17 protein-coding genes are annotated in these 18,852 nt (G+C 53.9%); 9 read left to right on the top strand and 8 right to left on the bottom strand.

Features of this window, described 5'->3' with window-relative positions; all coding sequences use genetic code 11:
* Positions 1-3 precede the first annotated feature (3 nt).
* Both HMPREF2560_RS02015 and HMPREF2560_RS02010 read right to left on the bottom strand, forming a co-directional pair.
* Complete coding sequence (locus HMPREF2560_RS02015; RefSeq protein WP_070606599.1) at positions 4-849, bottom strand: mechanosensitive ion channel family protein; 846 nt, start codon at positions 847-849, stop codon at positions 4-6.
* A gap of 111 nt (positions 850-960) precedes the next feature.
* The gene (locus HMPREF2560_RS02010) at positions 961-1,962 is read right to left on the bottom strand and encodes a thiamine ABC transporter substrate-binding protein (RefSeq protein ID WP_070606601.1); all 1,002 of its coding nucleotides are present in this window, start codon (positions 1,960-1,962) and stop codon (positions 961-963) included.
* Between the two features lie 64 nt (positions 1,963-2,026).
* Here HMPREF2560_RS02010 and HMPREF2560_RS02005 point away from each other — a divergent pair, with 64 nt between their 5' ends.
* The 4 genes from HMPREF2560_RS02005 (at position 2,027) to glmS (ending at position 6,493) form a co-directional block, all read left to right on the top strand.
* Complete coding sequence (locus HMPREF2560_RS02005; protein WP_070873665.1) at positions 2,027-2,674, top strand: pyrimidine 5'-nucleotidase; 648 nt, start codon at positions 2,027-2,029, stop codon at positions 2,672-2,674.
* Between the two features lie 61 nt (positions 2,675-2,735).
* The gene (locus HMPREF2560_RS02000) at positions 2,736-3,020 is read left to right on the top strand and encodes a membrane lipoprotein lipid attachment site-containing protein (RefSeq protein ID WP_070873735.1); all 285 of its coding nucleotides are present in this window, start codon (positions 2,736-2,738) and stop codon (positions 3,018-3,020) included.
* 98 nt (positions 3,021-3,118) lie between these two features.
* Positions 3,119-4,492: a bifunctional UDP-N-acetylglucosamine diphosphorylase/glucosamine-1-phosphate N-acetyltransferase GlmU gene (gene glmU / locus HMPREF2560_RS01995; protein ID WP_049335633.1), complete on the top strand. Its 1,374-nt coding sequence runs from the start codon at positions 3,119-3,121 to the stop codon at positions 4,490-4,492.
* 162 nt (positions 4,493-4,654) lie between these two features.
* Positions 4,655-6,493 (top strand): glutamine--fructose-6-phosphate transaminase (isomerizing), encoded by a 1,839-nt coding sequence (gene glmS, locus HMPREF2560_RS01990; protein WP_070606612.1) that lies wholly within the window; start codon positions 4,655-4,657, stop codon positions 6,491-6,493.
* 78 nt (positions 6,494-6,571) lie between these two features.
* Here the strand turns inward: glmS and HMPREF2560_RS01985 are convergent, their stop codons facing one another.
* The 3 genes from HMPREF2560_RS01985 to HMPREF2560_RS01975 form a co-directional block, all read right to left on the bottom strand.
* Complete coding sequence (locus tag HMPREF2560_RS01985; RefSeq protein ID WP_070606615.1) at positions 6,572-6,931, bottom strand: DUF2628 domain-containing protein; 360 nt, start codon at positions 6,929-6,931, stop codon at positions 6,572-6,574.
* A 131-nt stretch (positions 6,932-7,062) separates the two neighbouring features.
* The gene (locus tag HMPREF2560_RS01980; RefSeq protein ID WP_070606618.1) at positions 7,063-8,361 is read right to left on the bottom strand and encodes a M16 family metallopeptidase; all 1,299 of its coding nucleotides are present in this window, start codon (positions 8,359-8,361) and stop codon (positions 7,063-7,065) included.
* A 58-nt stretch (positions 8,362-8,419) separates the two neighbouring features.
* Positions 8,420-9,769: a M16 family metallopeptidase gene (locus HMPREF2560_RS01975; RefSeq protein WP_070606621.1), complete on the bottom strand. Its 1,350-nt coding sequence runs from the start codon at positions 9,767-9,769 to the stop codon at positions 8,420-8,422.
* A gap of 194 nt (positions 9,770-9,963) precedes the next feature.
* On the opposite strand from HMPREF2560_RS01975, the gene HMPREF2560_RS01970 reads away from it, so the two are divergent.
* Complete coding sequence (locus HMPREF2560_RS01970) at positions 9,964-11,142, top strand: phosphoglycerate kinase (protein ID WP_070606624.1); 1,179 nt, start codon at positions 9,964-9,966, stop codon at positions 11,140-11,142.
* Positions 11,143-11,234: 92 nt separating this feature from the next.
* Here the strand turns inward: HMPREF2560_RS01970 and yccS are convergent, their stop codons facing one another.
* From yccS to HMPREF2560_RS01955, 3 genes are all read right to left on the bottom strand, one after another.
* Positions 11,235-13,376: a YccS family putative transporter gene (gene yccS, locus HMPREF2560_RS01965; protein ID WP_070606629.1), complete on the bottom strand. Its 2,142-nt coding sequence runs from the start codon at positions 13,374-13,376 to the stop codon at positions 11,235-11,237.
* A gap of 165 nt (positions 13,377-13,541) precedes the next feature.
* On the bottom strand, positions 13,542-14,771 hold the full coding sequence (locus tag HMPREF2560_RS01960) for a PilT/PilU family type 4a pilus ATPase (RefSeq protein ID WP_049333157.1): 1,230 nt from the start codon (positions 14,769-14,771) through the stop codon (positions 13,542-13,544).
* A gap of 86 nt (positions 14,772-14,857) precedes the next feature.
* The gene (locus HMPREF2560_RS01955; protein WP_070826367.1) at positions 14,858-15,904 is read right to left on the bottom strand and encodes a type IV pilus twitching motility protein PilT; all 1,047 of its coding nucleotides are present in this window, start codon (positions 15,902-15,904) and stop codon (positions 14,858-14,860) included.
* 117 nt (positions 15,905-16,021) lie between these two features.
* Between HMPREF2560_RS01955 and HMPREF2560_RS01950 the strand changes: the two genes are divergently transcribed.
* The 4 genes from HMPREF2560_RS01950 to dksA all read left to right on the top strand — a co-directional run bounded on the left by HMPREF2560_RS01950 (position 16,022) and on the right by dksA (position 18,801).
* Positions 16,022-16,717: a YggS family pyridoxal phosphate-dependent enzyme gene (locus HMPREF2560_RS01950; RefSeq protein WP_070826366.1), complete on the top strand. Its 696-nt coding sequence runs from the start codon at positions 16,022-16,024 to the stop codon at positions 16,715-16,717.
* Between the two features lie 76 nt (positions 16,718-16,793).
* Complete coding sequence (gene proC, locus HMPREF2560_RS01945; RefSeq protein WP_070826365.1) at positions 16,794-17,591, top strand: pyrroline-5-carboxylate reductase; 798 nt, start codon at positions 16,794-16,796, stop codon at positions 17,589-17,591.
* A gap of 2 nt (positions 17,592-17,593) precedes the next feature.
* A complete protein-coding gene (locus HMPREF2560_RS01940) occupies positions 17,594-18,151 on the top strand; it encodes a YggT family protein (protein ID WP_070826364.1) in 558 nt (185 codons plus the stop codon).
* Positions 18,152-18,384: 233 nt separating this feature from the next.
* Positions 18,385-18,801 carry an RNA polymerase-binding protein DksA gene (dksA, locus tag HMPREF2560_RS01935; RefSeq protein WP_004519243.1) on the top strand — a complete coding sequence of 139 codons (417 nt, stop codon included), beginning with the start codon at positions 18,385-18,387 and terminating at the stop codon, positions 18,799-18,801.
* Positions 18,802-18,852: the final 51 nt, after the last annotated feature.

The raw sequence follows: 18,852 nt of genomic DNA, 5'->3' as shown, positions 1-18,852 counted from the left end.
AAATCAGTCTTTCGGCTGAATGAGGTGGACATCACATTGTGGGAATGGGATGTTGATGTTGGTGGCACGCAGGTTTTCAACCACTTGCTCGTTCAGGGCGAATCGGAATGGGCCGAGATTTTCTTCTTGCGTCCACGCCCAAAGGGTAATTTCGATGGCGCTGTCGCCAAGGTTGGTAATGTATACGACGGCAGGTCGTTCTTCGGTTTGAACACACAATGGATGCTCGGTTGCCGCTCTCAATACGGCGGCTTTGGCGGCTTTCAAGTCGCAGGCGTAGTCGACGCCGACAACGACTTGGGCGCGGCACAGGGGCAGGGAAGAGCGGTTGGTGATGCTGTTGGTCATGACCACGCTGTTGGGCAGGACGACTTCTTCGTTGTCCGGCGTGCTCAAAGAGGTCTGCACCATTTTAATTTCGCGGACGATGCCTTCAAAGCCGTTGACGCGGATAAAGTCGCCGACTTTAAACGGGCGGAACAGGATAATCAGCGCACCGGCGGCGAAGTTGGACAGTTGGTCTTTTAAAGATAAGGCAACCGCCAAACCTGCGCCACCGATCAGGGCGGTCACGGAAGTGGTCGGAATGCCGAGTTTGCCCAGTGCGGCGATGATGACGAGGATCAGCAGGCCGATGTTGGCGACGTTGCCGAGGAAGCTGACCAGCGTTTTATCGACTTTGGCGCGCGTCAGCGCGGCTTTCATCAGTGTTACTAAGCGCGTGGCGATCCAGCGGCCGATAAAGAATATGGCCAAGGCGGCCAGCAGGTTCATGCCGAAAGACATGCCGGTTTGGGCGAGTTGTTCCCAACCGGAGAAGGAGGAGAGGACTTGAAGATCGAAATTCATAATTGTGTGTGCGTGTAAAGTTGTTTAAAAGGTCATTGTAAAACAAGGCCGTCTGAAAAACTAATGATTTGTTTTTTCAGACGGCCTTGATGTGTTTTTAAGTTTTTCGGTTTAACGTAAAACGGTTTTGCTCCAACGGCTCACCCATTGTTTTTGTTTGGTGTTGATGTCGGCGCGGTTGGGGGAATCGCTGTGTTTCGGGGTTTGGGCAAACTCGAATACTTTGGGCAGCGGCGTGTTTTGGGCAGCCGGATAGACCCACATTTCGGCAGGCAGGGCTTTTTGCACTTCGCCGCTTTGCAGCCAGCTTACCAGTTTGGCCGCCAGCTCGGGTTGTTTCGCACTTTTTAAAACGGCCGCGCCTTCAACTTGGCGGAATGTGCCGCCTTTGAGGAAGAGGTTGCCGGTGGGTGGGGTGCTGTATTTGCCTTTGGAGTAGTGGACTTCGGCCGCCGGGCTGGTGGCATAGCTGACCACGAGGGGATAGGCGCCGCCGTTTTGGGTGAAGTCGGTGTAGTAGGCTTCGCTCCAGCCTTTGGCGACTTTCACGCCGTTTTGGCGCATTTGCGCCCACCATTTGAACGCGCCTTCTTCACCCATGCCGCCGATGTTGGCCAAGAGGAAGGAGAGGCCGGGCGAGGATGTGGCGGGAGACGGGGTCACCAGAAGGTTTTTATATTCCGGTTTGGTCAAATCTTGCAGGGTTTGCGGCAGGGGCAGTTTTTTCTGTTCAAACCATTTTTTGTCGTAGTTGATGGCGACATAGGCGTAATCGACGGCCAGCGCATCGGGCAGGGAAGCGGTTACGGGCGCGGATTTGGGTTGGTTGGCAGCGAGGATGCCTGCGGATTTGGCTTTGCCGATGTTGGCGTTGTCCAAACCGTAAACCGCATCGGCAATCGGGTTGGCCTTGCTCAAAATCAGCTTGTTGAGCATTTCGTTGCCGCTGCCTGCCTTGATGACGGACACTTTGGCATCGTTGGCTTTTTCAAATTGCGCGATGACGGATGGGGGCAGGCTGAAGGATTTGTGTACGGCCAAACGCACTTCAGTTTGGGCGTACAGGTTTGCCGAGGCCAGTAATAGAGCCACTGCGGACAATTTCAGTTTCATTCTCTTTCCTTTGTGCGGGTAAAATACGAAATATCATAACAAAATCTGCATATCAAGGCACGATATGAATTATTCCCCCGTTTGGCTGTTTGACCTCGACAATACTTTGCACAATGCCGAAGCCGGCATTTTCTACATCATCAACCGCGCCATGACCGAATACATGGCAGGCCGTCTGAAGCTTTCCGAAGAAGCCGCCTCCCAACTGCGCCAAGATTATTGGCACCGATACGGCGCGACGCTTGCCGGTTTGCAAATCCACCATCCCGAAGTTGATATCGATGAATTTTTGCTTGAAAGTCATCCACTTAAGCAAATTTTGGTAAAGGTGGAGGGTATGGATGGAACTGATAATGTTTTAGGCCGTCTGAAAGGGCGAAAAGCCGTATTTTCCAACGGGCCTTCGTTTTATGTCCGCGCATTGGTTGAGGCGTTGGGATTGGAAGCGCATTTTGACGGCTTGTTCGGCACGGACGACTTCGGCCTGCTCTACAAACCTAATCCGCAGGCCTATCTCAACGTCTGCCGCCTGTTGGGCGTCAAACCCGAACAGTGCATTATGGTGGACGACAGCGCCGACAATCTGCACCAAGCCAAAGCCTTGGGCATGAAGACCGTTTGGTACGGCGAAAAAGCCCATCCGCTGCCATTTGTCGACGGCATAGCGAAAGATATGCAGGGCTTGCTTGAATTTTGCACAAAACTGCCGTGAAGTTTTGAAAAAACAAGTACAATACACGGTATTGCCGACATTTAAAAACAAGGACAACATCATGCGTAAACTCGCTTTAATTCTGACCGCCGCCGCCGTTTTGGCCGGTTGCTCTTGGGAAACCTATACCAATGAATCCGGCCGTACCGCCGTACGCCAAAAATATGCTACCGGCACGCCTATCGTTTATCAGGACGGTACTTATTCTAAAAACATGAATTACAACCAGTTTCGCCCTGAGCGTCGCGCCGTCCAATCCCATCAAGCGGATCATGCTGAACACGGCGAACGCGGCCAGCACTGGCAAAAACCGCAATTTGCCAACCAACAGCCAGTAACCGAATAACAATATCCCCAAGGCCGTCTGAAACGGAGTGAAAAACAATCAACACTTGTTGCCCCACTTTTCAGACGGCCTCAAACAACGACAACGGAAACCGTATCATGGCTCAGACAGCTTTAAATATCGTCATCCTTGCCGCCGGCAAAGGCACGCGCATGTACTCCAAAATGCCCAAAGTGCTGCACCGCATCGGCGGCCTTCCCATGGTTGAGCGCGTTATCGACACCGCCGCCTCCCTGAATCCCCAAAACATCTGCGTCGTCATCGGCCACGGCAAAGAGCAAGTCTTGGACACCGTCAAACGCGATGTCGTTTGGGTTGAACAAACCGAACAGCTCGGTACCGGCCACGCCGTTAAAACCGCCCTGCCGCACCTATCTGCCGAAGGCCGCACGCTGGTGTTGTACGGTGACGTTCCCCTGATTGACGCAGCCACCCTCGAAACCCTGCTCGAAGCCGCAGGCGACGAAGTCGGCCTGTTGACCGACGTGCCCAACGACCCGACAGGTTTGGGTCGCATCATCCGCGACAGCAACGGCAGCGTAACCGCCATTGTCGAAGAAAAAGACGCCGATGCCGCCCAAAAGGCCGTGAAAGAAATCAATACCGGCATTTTGGTTCTGCCCAACGCCAAACTCGAAGCTTGGTTGAACAGCCTTTCCAGCAACAATGCCCAAGGCGAATACTACCTGACCGACCTCATCGCCAAAGCCGTTGCCGACGGCATCAAAGTTCATCCCGTCCAAGTGCGTGCTTCCCATCTGGCCGCCGGCGTGAACAACAAACTCCAACTGGCCGAACTCGAGCGTATTTTCCAAACCGAACAGGCGCAAGAATTGCTCAAAGCAGGCGTAACCCTGCGCGATCCGGCACGTTTCGATTTACGAGGCCGTCTGAAACATGGACAAGATGTCGTGATTGACGTCAACGTCGTGATCGAAGGAGAAGTCGAGCTCGGCGACAACGTCGAAATCGGTGCCAACTGCGTGATTAAAAACGCCAAAATCGGTGCCAACACCAAAATCGCCCCATTCTCCCATTTTGAAGGTTGCGAAGTCGGCGAAAACAACCAAATCGGCCCATACGCCCGCCTGCGTCCGCAAGCCAAACTGGCCGACGACGTACACATCGGCAACTTCGTCGAAGTTAAAAACGCCACCATCGGCAACGGCACCAAAGCCAACCACCTCACCTACATCGGTGATGCCGAAATCGGCAGCAAAACCAACTTCGGCGCCGGCACGATTATTGCCAACTACGACGGCGTGAACAAACACAAAACCGTCATCGGCGACGAAGTGCGCATCGGTTCAAACTGTGTACTGGTTGCTCCCGTTACCCTCGGCAACAAAGTGACGACAGGCGCGGGCAGCGCGATTACCCGTAACTGCGAAGACGGCAAACTCGTTCTTGCCCGTTCACGCCAAACCGTCATCGAAGGCTGGGTGCGTCCGGAAAAAGGCGATAAGAAGTAAGGTTGATCTTTTAGTTTGTTTTCAGACGGCCTTGAGAAACAACAGACCGTCTGAAACCCAGATTTGCCGTTTCAATGAATATAAAACGGCGTTTTCCGACTGCCGCTTTCGGGAGCCGGAGCAGCAGTCATTTTCTCAAACTTTTGATACTAAGGAACTTATATGTGCGGTATCGTAGGTGCTATTCGCGCCAATCACAATGTAGTCGATTTTCTGACCGACGGTCTCAAACGCCTTGAATACCGAGGCTACGATTCGTCGGGTATTGCCGTAAACATGGACGGCAAAATCAAACGCGTCCGCCGTGTCGGCCGTGTTCAGCTGATGGAAGATGCAGCACGTGAAAATGGCGTGTTCGGCCATATCGGCATCGGCCATACCCGTTGGGCAACCCACGGCGGCGTAACCGAGCCTAACGCCCACCCCCACATTTCCGGCGGCATGATCGCGGTTGTCCACAACGGCATCATCGAAAACTTTGAAGCCGAACGCGAACGCTTGAAAGCGTTGGGTTACACCTTCGAATCGCAAACCGATACCGAAGTCATCGCCCACAGCGTCAACCACGAATACACACAAAACGGCGGCAAACTGTTTGAAGCCGTTCAAGCTGCGACTGCCCGTTTCCACGGTGCGTACGCTATCGCCGTTATCGCACAAGACAACCCTGAACAAATGGTTGTTGCGCGCATGGGCTGCCCGCTGTTGGTGGCCTTGGGCGACCAAGAAACCTTCATCGCTTCCGACGTATCCGCCGTGATCGCCTTTACCCGCCGCATCGCTTATTTGGAAGACGGTGACATCGCCCTGCTGAACGCAAACGGCATCGAAAAACTGCTCGACAAAACCGGTGCGCAAACCGAACGCGCGATTAAAGTGTCCGAATTGTCTTTGGCTTCTTTGGAGTTGGGCCCATACAGCCACTTCATGCAAAAAGAAATCCACGAACAGCCTCGCGCCATCGCCGATACTGCCGAAGTCTTCTTGGACGGCGGTTTTGAGCCTGAAAACTTCGGCGCGAATGCACGCGAAGTATTCGACGACATCCACAGCATCAAAATCCTTGCTTGCGGTACGTCCTACTATGCCGCGCTGACCGCCAAATACTGGCTCGAATCCATCGCCAAAGTGCCGACCGATGTCGAAATTGCCAGCGAATACCGCTACCGCGACGTGATTGCCGATCCGAAACAATTGGTCATCACCATTTCCCAATCCGGCGAAACTTTGGACACCATGGAAGCCCTGAAATACGCGCAATCCTTGGGACACAAACACAGCCTGTCTATTTGTAACGTGATGGAATCCGCCTTGCCGCGTGAAAGCGAGTTGGTGCTGTATACACGCGCCGGTGCAGAAATCGGCGTTGCCTCTACCAAAGCGTTCACGACCCAACTGGTAGTCCTGTTCGGCCTGGCCGTTACCTTGGGTAAACAGCGCGGTCTGGTTTCCGACGAGCAAGCGCGTGAATACGTTGAAGAATTGCGCCAACTGCCGGGCAGCGTTCAGCACGTTCTCAATCTGGAGCCGCAAATCGCCACTTGGGCGCAAAAATTCGCCAAGAAAACCAGCGCACTATTCTTGGGTCGCGGTATCCACTTCCCAATCGCCCTTGAAGGCGCGTTGAAGCTGAAAGAGATTACCTATATCCACGCCGAAGCGTACCCTGCGGGTGAGCTGAAACACGGCCCGTTGGCCTTGGTGGACGAGAATATGCCCGTTGTCGTGATTGCCCCGAACGACAGCCTGTTGGACAAAGTAAAAGCCAACATGCAGGAAGTCGGCGCACGCGGCGGCGAACTCTTTGTCTTCGCCGACCTCGACAGCAACTTCAACGCCACCGAAGGCGTGCACGTTATCCGCGCCCCACGCCACGTCGGCGTACTCTCGCCGATTGTGCACACCATCCCCGTGCAGCTCCTGTCTTACCACGCCGCCCTCGCACGCGGTACAGATGTGGACAAACCGCGCAACTTGGCTAAATCAGTAACGGTTGAATAAGTAATTGACCGGTTAAAAAAGGCCGTCTGAAACCTGAGATTTGGGTTTCAGACGGCCTTTTCATTTTAAGAATCCGATTTATTTTTCGTATTCAGAAATGTATTGTGCAACAGCAGCTTCAGGATTGCTGGCCTGAATGACTTTAGGCGCTTCTTGATAGCCACGTTTTCTCAGATTTCCTTCACGCAATTTGTTGCCTTGTAAGCCAAGTACAATGCCTACACCGAAGCCAAGTGCGCTGACAAGGCTTCCCATGGCCTGATTGTCACCGGCGATTAAATTCAAAATTATAAATACAACAAAGATTCCGATACCCAAACCCCATATTTTTTTCACGCATGCCCAGATGCCGCCAAAGAGAAATGCAGGCCAAGACCAACCTTGTTTGACAGCTTCATATTGACCTGTCGGATTTTTGAATATTTTGTAAGTTTTCATAAAATATATTCCTTTTACGATCAAAAATTGAAAAAACAAGTGATTGTATCACAATAACATAAATAATTTGGATAATTAGGAAAACAGGCCGTCTGAAAAATCTTTCAGACGGCCTGTTGTTTTAAAGCGTTTTATTCTGCGCCAACAACGACGGTGTTGAGGTCTTTGAATTTGACGCGGCGTTGCCATGCGTCGCGGACTTGTTCGACGGTCAGACTGTTAATGGCTTTGGGGTAGGCTTCCAAGTAGTCGTTGGGCAGGTCGTAGAGGCCGATCAGGCTCAGGTAGTTGAGCAGTTTGTCGTTGGAATCATAGCGCAGGGGGAAACCGCCGACAATGTTGGCTTTGGCCTGTTTTAGCTCGGCTTCGGTCGGGCCTTCGGCGATAAACTGTTCGATGACGGCTTGGGTGTCGGCCAGTGAGGCTTTGGTGTTTTTCTTTTGGGTGGAGTAGGAAACGGCAAACGTGCCTTCTTCTGTCGCCGGGGCGAGGCTGCTGTATACGCCGTAGGTGTAGCCGTGTTGGTCGCGCAAAACTTTCATGAGGCGGCTGTCGAAACCGCCGCCGCCGAGGATGTAGTTGCCGGCAATGAGGGCGTAATAGTCGGGGTCGTGGCGTTTGATGAGGGAGGTGCCGAGCAGGACTTGTGCCTGTGTGCCGGCAAAGGGGATGTCGCGGCGTTGGGCGGTTTGTTTGGGAACGGGCGGGATGGCGTGGGTTGCGGTGGCTTTGACCGGCAGGTCTTTGAGGACGCGCTCGACCAGTTGCTCTGCCTGTTTGCGGTTGAGGTCGCCGACGATGGCGACGATGGCGTTGTCTTTGCCGTAGTGGGTGCGGTGGAAGGCGCGGATGTCGTCCAGACTAACGCGTTTGAGGCTGTCAACGGTTATGTTTGCGCCGCTGCCGTAGGGATGGTTCGGGTAGATGAGCTTGGTCAGTTCGCGCGTGGCGGTGTAGTCGGGGGTGGTTTCCTGTTGTTGCAAGCCGGTAATGGATTGGATTTGACGGCGGCGGAAAACGGCTTCGTCAAAGCGCGGACGGGTCAGCGAGTGGTTGAGCAAGTTGGCAGCTTTGTCGCGGATGTCGGCTTTGCTGAGGCTGCGGAAGCCTGCGGATGCGCTTTCGGTATTACTGTCGCTGCTGATGTGCGCACCGATGTTGTCGGCTTCGGCATTGAAGGCTTCTTCGTCCAGCTCTTGGGTGCCGTCGGTCAGGAGGGCGGCGGTAAATTCGGCAACTTGGCTTTTGCCGTCCGGATTGGCGACGCTGCCTGCGCCCTTAAAGCTGACTTCAAGGTCGATGATGGGGTTTTCGTGGCGTTCGACAAGGAGGATTTGGGTGCCGTCGCGGTTGCGCCAGCGTTGGATGTCGGTGGCGGCTTGGACGCTTAAGGGCAGGAGTAGGGCAAGGGCGAACAGGGTGGGTTTCATGTTGTGGCTTTCTGTTAAGGCCGTCTGAAAGGGTATGGGCTTTCAGACGGCCTGATGTTTATCGGCGTTTGGCAGCTTTTTTGCTTGGCGCGGCGGCAGGTTTTTGCGGCTCGATGATGACGGTACTCATGCGCTCGTCGGTCAACATCCGGGCGGCGGCCTGTACTTCTTGTGCGCTGACTGCCTGTAAGCGGCGGTGGATTTCTTGTTCGTCGGTATATTGGAAACCGCGCGCTTCGAGGCGGCCCATCATAGAGGCTTGGGAAGACATGGAGTCTTTGGCGTAGATTTCGCTGACCGCTGCCTGGGTTTTGACGCGCTGCAATTCTTCTTCGGAAACGCCGTGGTCGGCAATGTCTTTGATTTCTTGGCGCAGCTGGGCAATCAGAGTATCGGTTTTCACGCCTTCGGCAGGCATAGCCATGACGCTGAACAGCGGCATTTCACGGCTGATGATGTCGTAATGCGTTCCTGCGTTCAATGCGGTTTGCTTGCCGCGCACGAGGTTTTTATCAAAACGGCTGGACGCGTTGCCTGCCAAAATATCGGAGAGGATGTCGAGGGCGAAAGGCATCGTGTCATCGAGTTTTTGGAGTTTCGGCACACGGAAGTTGATGGCAATCAGCGGCTGGTGTGTAACCGGAGAAGTGGCTTTGACCGTAACAGGCTTGCGCAAATAGGGTTCGGTATGGAGTTTGTTGCGCGGCGGCTGGGCTTTGGCCGGAATATCGCCAAAGAGTTTGGCGGCCGTCTGAAGCGTTTGTTTGGCATCGACATCGCCGACAATGACCAATACGGCATTGTTGGGCGCGTAATATTGTTTGTACCACGCGCGCAAGTCGTCGGCTTTTAGGGTGTGCAAATCTTTCATGTAGCCGATGACGGAGGCGCGCATCGACGGTTGGGTAAAGGCGGCAAGATAGGCTTGCTCCCACATTTTGCCGTCGGCCGTGTCTTCCGTGCGTTGGCGGCGTTCTTCGCGGATGACGTTCATCTCATTGAGGAATTCTTTGTCGCTGAAGTTGAGGTTGTGCATGCGGTCTGCCTCGAGCTTCAGAATCTCGGGCAGGTTGGCGGCGGCGACGTTTTCGTAATACACCGTTTCATTGCGGCTGGTGTAGGCATTGTTTTGCCCGCCCAGCTCGGATACGCGGCGGTTGAACTCGCCGGAGGGAACGTCTTTCGTGCCTTTAAACATCATGTGTTCCAAAGCGTGGCTCAAGCCGCTTTTGCCCGGTTTTTCATCCACGCTGCCGATTTTGTACCAAATCTGCGAAACGGCCACAGGCGCGCGGTGGTCTTCTTTAACGATGATTTTCAGACCGTTGGGCAGGGTTTCAGAAAGCGTCTGCGCCCATGAGGCGGCAGGCAGCGCGAAGGCAAGCATTAAAGCAATTCGGCGTAACATGGTTCAATCCGTAAAATGAAAATCAATCGCCAAAGTATAGCGGAAATCTGCAAAGATTGGCCGAATGTTTCAGACGGCCTGCGGCTTTATCTGCTGATTCACATCAAGCGCGGCCGTTGCCAATCTTTACCGTCGCGCCTCATTCGCGGATAATCCCAAACATTCCCGTTTCCAACCATCACAAAGGAATCATCATGGCATTTTTGAAACTGACCGAACAAAATGTTCAAGGCAAAACCGTTCTGATCCGCGCCGATATGAACGTCCCGTTTAAAGACGGCAACATCAGCGACGACACCCGTATCCGCGCTTCGCTCGCATCCATTAAATACTGCTTGGACAACGGCGCGTCTGTGATCGTGATGACCCACCTCGGCCGACCGACCGAAGGCGAATTCCATCCTGAAGACGATGTAGCGCCTGTTGCTGCGCATTTGGGCAAACTGTTGGGTAAAGACGTGAAAGTATTGAACGACTGGCGTGAAAACAAACCGACTTTGAACGCCGGTGATGTCGTGATGCTGCAAAACGTGCGCATCAACAAAGGTGAGAAGAAAAATGACTTGGAGCTGGGCAAAGCCTACGCTTCTTTGTGCGACGTGTTCGTCAATGACGCATTCGGTACCGCCCACCGCGCCCAGGCTTCGACTGAAGCCGTTGCCCAAGCCGCACCGGTTGCCTGCGCCGGCGTGTTGATGGCGGGCGAACTCGATGCTTTGGGCAAAGCCCTGAAACAATCAGCTCATCCGATGGTTGCCATCGTTGCCGGCAGCAAAGTGTCTACCAAACTGACCATCCTCGAATCTTTGGCTGACAAAGTCGACCAACTCATCGTCGGCGGCGGCATTGCCAATACCTTCCTGTTGGCAGAAGGCAAAGCCATCGGCAAATCTTTGGCCGAACACGATTTGGTGGAAGAATCCAAAAAAATTATGGCGAAAATGGCGGCCAAAGGCGGCTCTGTTCCGCTGCCGACCGATGTAGTTGTCGCTAAAGCCTTCGCCGCCGATGCCGAAGCTGTGGTGAAAGACATTGCCGACGTTGCCGAAGACGACATGATTTTGGACATCGGCCCGAAATCTGCTGCTGCTTTGGCCGATTTGCTCAAAGCTGCCGGTACGGTCGTATGGAACGGCCCGGTCGGCGTGTTTGAATTTGACCAATTTGCCGGCGGTACCAAAGTATTGGCCGAAGCGATTGCCCAAAGCGATGCGTTCTCGATTGCCGGCGGCGGCGATACTTTGGCGGCGATTGCCAAATTCGGCGTAACCGATCAAATCAGCTACATCTCTACCGGCGGCGGCGCGTTCCTTGAGTTCTTGGAAGGCAAAGAGTTGCCTGCCGTTGCTGCTTTGGAAAAACGCGGCGCGTAATCGGTTTTAATCTCGATGGCTGAATAAAGGCCGTCTGAAATCTGGAAATCAGGTTTCAGACGGCCTTTATTTTGTTGAAATGTATTATCGGTTTAGGCGGTTTGCGTATCCGACTGTCTGTGCAATGCCTGATAACACGGTGCAAGCTGGCGGATGATGAGGTCGAGCTGGTGTTTGAGGATTTGGTTTTGTTGGGATTGCTCTTTGTCGGTCTGTTCCAAATCGGCAAACTCCTGTCGGATGGCTTCGATGCTTGCATCGAAGGTGGCCGGTTCGGTCTGCGGCATTTGTTTGAGGAGTTCGGCGATGTGGTGGGTCAGGCGGGCATATGGGGCGAAGGTATCGCTGCCGTCGTGATGAACTTGGTCGCGGTATGCGCCGAGCGCGGAAATGTGGCCGGTCAGCGCATAGCTGGTTTTGAGCAGGGTAAAACCGTCTTGCAGGCGGTCTTGGTATTTTTTCGGGTTGCTGCTCATGTCGGACAGGGTGCTGCTGAGGGCGGCGGTGCTTTCATGGGCTTGGCGGCGGGTAAGGCGGTAGTCGACATCGTCGCGGCTGCCGTTTTGCAGCTGGTCGAGGATGGCGTCGAGATAGCGACCGTTGGCAGTGATGGTCTGGGAGGCGGTGTGGCTGAGGGTGAGGTAACGCCAATCGGGCCAGAGGTAGGTGGCGGCGGCCCATGCGATAACGGAACCGACGATGGTGTCGATGATGCGGATGGGCATGGCGTGGTACACGTCCAAACCGGCAAGCGAAAGGCTGGTCAGGGCTTGGATGGTGATGAAGAAGGTGGAGAAGCTGTATTTGTAGCTTCGGGTCATGAAAAACAGAGTGGTGCTGGCGATAACAATCCAGAGCTTGGTTTCAACGGACGGGGTGAAGTAGGGGACGAGCGAACCGACAATTACGCCGAGAATCGTGCCTGCGATACGTTGGTACACGCGGCTTTTGGTGGCGGTGTAGTTGGGCTGGCAGACGAAAAGGGCGGTCAGCAGAATCCAGTAGCCGAGGTTGAGATGGAGGATTTCGACAATGATGCAGGCCGCGGCCACGACGATGGAGAGGCGGGTGGCATGGCGGAAGACGCCGGATTCGAAATTGAGCTGGCTGAGGACGGTTTCGCCGATATTGCGGAACTTGGTGTTTTCAAGGGCGGCGATGCGGGTGTCGGCGTTGTCGTTTTCGGCAAGGGACGCATCGTTTTGCAGTTGCCGCAGTTGGTAATCGACGCTGCTGAGGTTGTCGAGCAGGCGGCGGATATTGTGAAGGTTGGCATTGTCGGCATGGGTCTCGGCAAAATGGCTGAGGGATTGGCGGCAGCCTTCCATGGCGCGGCCGAGGCGTTTGCTGTATGCGTAGGGTTTGTTGTTGCGCAGGGAGGCGGCAACGTTGCGGCACGCCTGGCCTTGCATTTCGAGCAGGCGGCGGATGCGGAAGATGAGGTCGGTATTTTTGAGCTGCTCGGCCATTTCGCTGTAATCGACGTGGGCGGAGCTGATGCGTTCGTGCATGTCTTGCGCGCAGAGGTAGTAGCGCAGCATTTTGGCGGTACGCGGATGGCGGTGTTGGCCGCGCAATCGGTAGAAAAGTGCGCCGCGGCATTGGTTGAAGGCAGTAATCACGCCGGTGTTGCTCATGGCCAAGTCGATTTGGCGGTTGCCCAACCATGCGGCTTCGTCGGGATCGAAAAAGTCGGCTTTGGCATCGAAGTAGTTGCTGAGTGCGTCGTAGGCGTTGGCAACGGTTTCTTGGACAGGGCGGTGGGGCAGGATGATTTGGAAGATCAGGGTGTTGACGCTGTATAGAACAGTGCCCAACAGAATCATGACGGGGTTGGTCAGCCAGTAGGTCTCGGGTGTGTAGGTCAGCGTGGTGTAGGTGGCGACGGCGAGCGCACCGAAAGCGAAGGTGCGGTATTTGAGGCCGATGGTGCCGAGGATGGTAAAGCCGAAAGTCATCAGGGTCATGGCCAAGATGAAGGGGACGCCTGTGCCGATGGTGCTTTGGGCAAGCAATGAGGAGAGGGTAAACAGGGCAACGGTGATGACGATGTTTTTCAGACGGCCTGTGAGGCGGTTGTCCAAATCGACTAAACCGCCGGCAATAATGCCGAGTACGAAGGGCATGACGAGCTTGGGCGTGTTGAAGTGCCAAACGAGGGTGGCGGCGATGAATACGCTGGCGAAGACGGGCAGGGAGGCAATGATCAGAGGTTTGAGCGGCGGAGTGTTCATGATGGTGTTGTTTATTATTCGTTATGAGGTGAATGATTGGATTTTAACAGGATTTTCAGTCGGTTTCAGAATGCTTTAAATGAGATAAGGCCGTCTGAACGGATACGGGAAAATACTTGATTTCGTTTCCACATCCGTTCAGACGGCCTTGTTTGGCTTGCGCCATCAGGTCATCAGGTTGAGGTCGCTGATGCGGTCGTAGAGACGCTCGGTATTGTTGCCCTCGTCGTGCATTTGAATGCGCAGGCGCAAATCGTTGGCGGAAACTGCTTGGCGCAGGGCTTCGCTGAGTTCGATTTGGCCTTGTGCGTAGAGGTTGAAGAGGTTTTGGTCGAACGTCTGCATGCCGTTGCTGCCGGAGCGTGCCATCAGGTCACGGATTTCCAGCAATTCGCCTTTGAAAATCAAGTCCTGCATGGCCGGAGTATTGAGCAGGAGGTCGGTAACGGCCGTGCGTTGGCGGTTTTTCTTGATGGTGAGGCGTTGGCCGATGATACCGACGAGGTTTAACGCCAAATCCATCAAAACCTGTTGGCGTCGGTCTTCCGGATAGAAGTTGATGATACGCTCGATGGTTTGGGAGGCCGTGCTGGCATGGATGGTGAAAACGCACAGATGGCCGGTTTGAGCCAGTTGGAGGGCGTATTCCATGCTTTCTTCGCTGCGGACTTCGCCGATACAGACGACATCGGGTGCTTGACGCATGGCGCTTTGAACGGCGGTTTTCCAGTTGTCGGTATCGATGCCGATTTCGCGCTGGGTGAAGATGCTGCGGCAAGGTTTGTAGATAAACTCGATGGGGTCTTCGATGGTAACGATATGGCCGGGCAGCTTTTGGTTGCGGTAGTTGAGCATGGAGGCCATGGTGGTGGACTTACCCGAACCGGTCGGGCCGGCGAGGATCAGCAGGCCGCGCGGAGCGAGTGCAAGCTCTTGGAGCTTTTCGGGCAAGCCGAGGGTCTTCATTTCGGGAATGTCTTGGCTGACGCGGCGCAATACCATGCCGACGCGGCCTTGCTCGTGGTAGGCGTTGACGCGGTAGCGCGTGTTGCTGCGCGATTGGACGGAATAGTTGATTTCCCAGTCGCGATTGAAGGCTTCGAGCTGGTCGGGGTTCATGGTGGACTCGGCGATGGCGGCGGTGTCTGCGCCGGTCAGCGCTTTGTGGGGCATGGGCGTGAGGGTGCCGCCGACTTTGATGGCAGGGGGAAAGCCTGCGCTGATGAAGATGTCGGACGCGTTGCGTTTTTCGGCCTCTTCACACATACGGTCGAGCAGGGGGTGAAGATGCGTGCCGATTTCGGCCGGGGTCGGGATGTGCGGTGCTTGGTTTTTTTGTGAGTAGGCTTGCACCATTTCGCTTAACAGGTCGTGCAGAGGGGCGAGGTCGCTCATGATGATTCTCTTTAAAACGGGTATTCGGTCAGGCTGAAAGGCCGTCTGAAAACGGGATGATGGGGTTCAGACGGCCTGAATATGGTTTAGAAAACAGAGAGGTTTTCGATGTTTTGCGCTTTGCTGCGTGCCAGCTCGGGGCTGATGGTGCCTTGGCGGACAAGGGTTTGCAGGGCTTGATCGAGGGTTTGCATACCGTGGGCCTGACCGGTTTGGAGGACGGCGTTGATTTGGGCGATTTTATTCTCGCGGATGAGGTTGCGTACGGCCGGTGTGGAAATTAGGATTTCGTGTGCGGCGACGCGGCCGTTGCCGTCGCGGGTTTTCAGCAGGGTTTGGGAAATAATGGCGCGCAAGGATTCGGACAACATGGAGCGCACGATTTCTTTTTCGCCTGCAGGGAATACGTCGACAATACGGTCGATGGTTTTGGCGGCGCCGGTCGTGTGCAGCGTGCCGAAAACCAAGTGGCCGGTTTCGGCGGCGGTCAGGGCGAGGGAGATGGTTTCAGGGTCGCGCATCTCACCGATCAAAATCACGTCGGGGTCTTCGCGCAGTGCGGAACGCAGGGCGTTGGTGAAGCTGTGGGTGTGTTGATGCAGCTCGCGCTGGTTGATGAGCGCCTTTTTGCTTTGGTGGACGAACTCAATCGGGTCTTCGATGGTCAGAATGTGGGCCGGTTGGGTTTCGTTGATGTAGTTGACCATCGCCGCCAGCGTGGTGGATTTACCCGAACCGGTCGGGCCGGTTACCAAGACCAAACCGCGTGGATTTTCGGCAATTTTTTGGAAAATGCGCGGCGCACGCAATTCTTCCAGCGTTAGGACGGTGCTCGGAATGGTACGGAATACGGCGGCCGGGCCGCGTTCGGTCATAAAGGCGTTGACGCGGAAACGGGCAACATTGGGCAGCTCAAATGAGAAATCGACTTCAAAATCCTGTTGGTAGAGCTTGCGCTGGTGGTCGTTCATGACCGAGGTAATCATGGTACCGACTTCTTCCGAACTCATCTCGGGCAGGTTGATGCGGCGGATGTCGCCGTGTACGCGTATCATGGGGGAAATGCCCGAACTTAAATGGAGGTCGGAGGCTTTGTTTTTCACGCCGAACGCGAGTAAGTCGGTAATCTGCATAATGTGGCCTTGTTTTGGTTTAGAATAATAAAATCGCTTTATTTTAAATAGATAAACCCGTTCGACCAAGTAAAATTTTCAAAATGCCGAGTGATGAACGGGTTAAAGGAGAAAACCATGTCGGTATTGCAACAAAACTATCGGGACGTATGCCGGGCGGTTGAACAGGCGGCTGAGGCTGCCGGACGGCCTGCGGAAGCGGTGAAGCTGGTAGCGGTCAGCAAGACCTTTCCGGCAGACGATATCCGCGCAGTATATGCGGCCGGTCAGCGCGATTTTGGCGAGAACTATATTCAGGAATGGTTTGAGAAAACGGAAACGCTGGCCGATTTGCCGGATATTGTTTGGCACGTTATCGGCGATGTGCAGTCCAATAAAACCAAATTTGTGGCCGAACGCGCACATTGGGTGCATACGATAGGCCGTCTGAAAACGGCGCGGCGCTTGAGCGAACAAAGGTCGTCTGAAATGCCGCCGTTGCAGGTGTGCATTGAAGTGAACATTGCCGCAGAGGAGGCGAAACACGGCGTAGCGCCCGCAGAAGCGATTGCGCTGGCCCTTGAAGTGGCCAAGTTGCCGAATATTAAAGTGCGCGGATTGATGTGTGTGGCCAAGGCCGACAGCAGCGACGATGAGTTACGCAGCCAGTTTCATACCATGCAGCGGCTGTTGGCTGAGTTGAATGCGGCAGGCGTCGAAGCAGATGTTTTGTCTATGGGTATGTCCGGAGATATGCCAATCGCGGTAGAATGCGGCGCAACCCACGTCCGCATCGGCAGCGCGATTTTCGGTAAGCGGCATTATCCTCAATAAAAGTAATAGGCCGTCTGAACAGGGTAGACAGCAGTTTCAGACGGCCTGATCGATATCACAAAGGAGTGACATATATATGAATATCTATTTTCTCGGCGGCGGCAATATGGCGACTGCCATTGCAGGCGGTTTGGTCAAACAAGACGGTTATCGTGTTCACATTGTCGAATGCGGCGCCGAAAGACGAGCGCAACTGGAGCAAGAATTGGGCGTAGCCACTTCTGAAAACCTGCCAGAATTGAGTGCGGACGATGTCCTCATTCTCGCCGTCAAACCGCAAGACATGCAGGCAGCCTGTCAAAACATCCGTTTGAATGGTGCGCTGGTGTTGTCCGTAGCGGCAGGTTTGTCCATCGATACCCTCAGCCATTATCTGGACGGTACACGCCGTATCGTGCGCATCATGCCCAATACGCCGGCCAAAATCGGTTTGGGCGTATCCGGTATGTTTGCCGATGCAGGCGTTTCAGAAGCCGACCGCACAGCCGCAGACGGCATCATGCGCTCTGTCGGCACAACCGTTTGGCTGAACGAGGAAGAGCAACTCCACAATATTACCGGCATCAGCGGCAGCGGCCCCGCCTATGTTTTCTATCTGTTGGGCGCGCTCCAAAATGCGGCTTTGGCACAAGGTTTCAACGAACAAGATGCACGCGAACTGAGCCTCGCTACATTTAAAGGCGCAGTGGCTTTGGCCGAACAAACCGGCGAAGCATTCGCACAATTACAGCAAAACGTGACTTCCAAAGGCGGCACGACACACGAAGCCATCGAAACCTTCAAAGCACGTCACGTTGCCGAAGCCATCGAACAGGGCGTAGAAGCTTGCGTTAAACGTTCGCAAGAAATGGCACAACAATATAAGGCCGTCTGAACATGCGTGGCGACTTGCTCTTATTATTGGCAGACGCTATTGCCATCCTGTGTATCACACGCTTTTTGCTCCGATACGCAGGATTGGCAGCAGAACATCCCCTGCTCAAATTCAGCATACAGGCAACAGGTTGGCTGACCAAACCTTGGCAAAAAGCATTTCCATCCGGCGCGAAAACCGATTGGTACTGCCTGCCTTCAGGTTTTCTGGTGTACTACCTTGCCTGTACCGCCATTATTTTCATCTCGCCGGCGCTATCCATCAGCAATAAGCTGATTTTGGCAAACTTCTGGTTTGCCGCACTCCATATGCTGAAGGCCGCAGCTTATACATTACTTATTGGTCTGATTATTAGAATGGTGTCCAGTATACAGGGCCGGTATTCGCCGTTGACTTATGCCATCGAACGAATCTTGCAGCCATTGCTCAAACCGTTTTCCTTCTTACGCGCAGGACGATACGATTTTTCAGGCAGTTTGTTGGCACTCTTATTATGGTTGTGGCTGACCCGATGGTTTCCCCAACTTATCCAGCAAACCAACCTGTGGTTGCTTCAATAGGCCGTCTGAAAGCGCAGCAGGTATTAACGACCAAAAATACAACGTCCTAAAAAGTGCTTTAATACATTTAGGTGTAAGGTAGTGCAAAAAAGTGCAAATCGAAATATAAAGAACAAATGAATAGGTAAAACATGATATGATTCGCCCAATTTCCAAAACGGAAATTCAAGAAAACCCAATAAAAGCAAACCCGTAGCATCCAAATCATTAACAACAAACCGAAAGCAGACACCATGGCAAAGCTGACAGAACAAGATATTTTAAACTGGGATGGTCCTGAAGAGGACTACATGAACAGCGACCAATTGGCCTTCTTCCGCGAACTACTGGTTAAAATGCAAGAAGAACTGATTGAAAATGCAAACACCACTACTGGCCATCTTCAAGAGCACGAATCCGCTCCCGATCCTGCCGATAGAGCTACTCAAGAAGAAGAATACGCTTTAGAACTGCGCACCCGCGATCGCGAGCGTAAACTTCTCAATAAAGTGCAAGCGACTCTCCGCAGTATTGACGAAGGCGATTACGGTTTCTGTGCCGATACCGGCGAACCCATCGGCCTCAAACGCCTGCTGGCACGTCCGACTGCGACATTGTCCGTAGAAGCGCAAGAGCGACGCGAACGAATGAAAAAACAGTTCGCCGACTAAGAATATAGATATAGAAGCCTCAAAAGGCCGTCTGAAAGAGCATTTCAGACG

Origin of the sequence: Neisseria sp. HMSC078H04 (genome assembly GCF_001838135.1) — a bacterium.
GTDB lineage: Bacteria > Pseudomonadota > Gammaproteobacteria > Burkholderiales > Neisseriaceae > Neisseria.
Note: the sequence above shows the minus strand (reverse complement) of the source record. Positions and strands in the feature narration are given on the sequence as shown.